General features: G+C 61.1%; 1 protein-coding gene, 1 other RNA gene and 2 pseudogenes. 1 reads left to right on the top strand and 3 read right to left on the bottom strand.

What is annotated here, in order from left to right:
* Positions 1-314: 314 nt before the first annotated feature.
* Positions 315-695: pseudogene (locus BI49514_RS16120) on the top strand (thiamine pyrophosphate-binding protein); the annotation flags it as partial.
* A 93-nt stretch (positions 696-788) separates the two neighbouring features.
* On the opposite strand, the pseudogene BI49514_RS17360 reads toward BI49514_RS16120, so the two are convergent.
* The 3 genes and pseudogenes from BI49514_RS17360 to smpB form a co-directional block, all read right to left on the bottom strand.
* Positions 789-893 (bottom strand): annotated as a pseudogene (locus BI49514_RS17360) (SdpI family protein); the annotation flags it as partial.
* A gap of 276 nt (positions 894-1,169) precedes the next feature.
* Positions 1,170-1,547: a transfer-messenger RNA gene (ssrA, locus tag BI49514_RS16110) on the bottom strand.
* A 221-nt stretch (positions 1,548-1,768) separates the two neighbouring features.
* Positions 1,769-2,239, bottom strand: a complete 471-nt coding sequence (gene smpB / locus BI49514_RS16105; protein WP_101547462.1) for an SsrA-binding protein SmpB — start codon at positions 2,237-2,239, stop codon at positions 1,769-1,771.
* Positions 2,240-2,475 lie beyond the last annotated feature (236 nt).

Here is a 2,475-nt window from a genome sequence, read left to right as displayed (position 1 = left end):
CAGATCCCGACGAGGACATCGTTCGAGTCAGTAGTTCTGAGGGTCATGATGATCGATGGGACGGTCAGTTCCTACTCTGCCAGCCAGTCCCAGACCAGCCACCATCAATACTCACAGTAGTTCTGGGGCAGGGCGTTCGCCTCGCTGGGCCACCACCTGGGTTGGGGCGCCGGACCACAGTCCCCTGTATTCGTAAACGTCAGGCTGAGCCGCTTCCCAGCCGGTGCTCGAAAAAGTTGCACGAAGCCGCAAACCGCGCGTGTGAGACATATATGGATCCCTCATTTCCATATCTCATTCGCGAAAGGCCTGCCATGGCTCATACCTCCGCGCACGTCGCGCACACCCTTGCCGCCTATATCGATGAGGTCTTCGGCCTCATGGGCAACGGCAACGCCTACTTCCTCGACGCCCTGCTGCGTGACACCTCGGCAACCTACACCGCCGTCCGCCACGAGGCCGGCGCCGTCGTCGCCGCCGACGCTCACTTCCGCACATCCGGGCGGATCGCCGCGGCCACCACCACGTATGGTGCCGGGTTCACGAATACGCTCACCGCCCTCGCCGAGGCGGCACAAGCCCGGGTCCCCCTCGTCCTCGTAGTCGGGGATGAGCCCACATCCGGGCCCCGACCATGGGACGTGGACCAGATCGCCATGGCCTCCGCCGTGGGTGTGCGCACCTACACCGTCGGTGACTGCCTTCGGCCAGGCGAATTTCTCAACGCTCAACAGTGCAATCGAGAAGCCGACGGTGATGATGCTGATGGTGATGAGCATGGGAATCGCCGCACGGTGGCCAGCTTTCCAAGCGGCCTCGGACCGCAGCGTCAGCGCCGACCGGATTCCGATTGCACGATTGCGGGGCAGACGGTCGCCGCGGATGACCAACACGAGAACGACGCAGACGACGGCAAGGAGCAGGTAGCCGATCAGCGGCGGTTAGAACATCGGTACCGGTCCCCTCTCTGAACTCGGATCCACCGTATCTCATCGGGGCTGAACTCAGACGCTCTCCAAGGGACAGGTGGGAACGGCACAGTCCGGCCGCCTCGGCGATGGTGTTCGCTCTATTCGACGCTTCGTCGACTTCGACGGGTCAAAGTGGCAGCTCTGGGGATCTCCGGACAGCGAAAAGCCCCGGATCCTTGCGGAATCCGGGGCTTGAACACGTGGAGATGGCGGGAATCGAACCCGCGTCCGTCGGCAGATTGTCAGGACTTCTCCGGGCGCAGTTCGTGGACTAGTGTCTTAGGTTCTGGCTATCGCACGAACACGTAAGCCAACGAACGGAGTTGAGTGAAAGTCCCTCAGGCACCCCCAACATGTGCCTGAAGCAGTGGCCTCTTAAACGACGCCAGGATCTAGAGCAGAGGCAACTCTAGGCTGACGGATTCGCAGCTCGCGCTCTATCAGGCAGCGAGGGCGAAATCGGTGCGGTTGTTAGACTTAGCACCTATTGTTTTGCAGAGGACATTAACGAGATGACTCTGCATTCTCGGCCCGCTTCTCCCGACGCAGTGTCCGACGTCGAAACCGATCATCCCCATATTCTGTTACCAAAACTGATCAGCTGTTTCATCCGCCGAGGCGGCTGCTGGCGCCGATCAGGTACTCCAGCATACTCCTACAACGCAGACCGAGCCAATTGCATTCCCTGAACTCCGCGAATATGTGACCGGGCGTGCTCGGATACGCTCGGACCGCCTCGGCGAAGGAGCCGAGAGACGACGGTGATGGCGGGGATCTCACCCGCCATCGACCGGCCCTTACAGGTACTGCTTGGACTTCATGGCGCGTTCGGCTTCGCGTTTGTCCTGCGCTTCGCGCAGTGCCTGTCGCTTATCCCATTCGCGCTTGCCGCGAGCCAGGGCGATCTCGACCTTGACGCGTGAACCGTCGAAGTACAGCTCCAGCGGGACCAGGGTCCGGCCGGATTCCTTGACTTTCTGCGAGATCTTGAGGATCTCCTCGCGGTGGAGCAGCAGCTTACGACGACGGCGGGCCGAGTGATTCGTCCACGTCCCCTGCAGGTATTCGGGAATGTAGACGTTCTCCAGCCAGGCCTCATTCTGGAAGATGAGGGCGAAGCCGTCGGTGAGCGATGCTCGGCCTTCGCGCAGCGATTTCACCTCGGTGCCGGTGAGTACGAGTCCGGCCTCCCACGTGTCTTCGATGTGATAGTCGTGGCGCGCCTTGCGGTTCCTCGCAATGACTTTCTTGCCTGTGTCCTTCGGCATGACCGGCCTCCTCTCTGCTCCCGATTCTGCTTCCGATCACCTGTGCACGCGTTTGCGGGCACAGCCATCAATTCTATCCCATCGCTGCCCTTCCGCACGCCCGTCCCCTCCCAGAACTACTGTGAGTATTGATGGTGGCTGGTCTGGGACTGGCTGGCAGAGTAGGAACTGACCGTCCCATCGATCATCATGACCCTCAGAACTACTGACTCGAACGATGTCCTCGTCGGGATCTG

The organism is Brevibacterium iodinum ATCC 49514 (genome assembly GCF_900169265.1).
Lineage (GTDB): Bacteria > Actinomycetota > Actinomycetes > Actinomycetales > Brevibacteriaceae > Brevibacterium > Brevibacterium iodinum.
Note: the sequence above shows the minus strand (reverse complement) of the source record. Positions and strands in the feature narration are given on the sequence as shown.

Bases quoted from the DNA above. Each gene is read 5' to 3' on its own strand.
- smpB (WP_101547462.1), bottom strand. From the start codon at position 2,239: ATGCCGAAGGACACAGGCAAGAAAGTCATTGCGAGGAACCGCAAGGCG.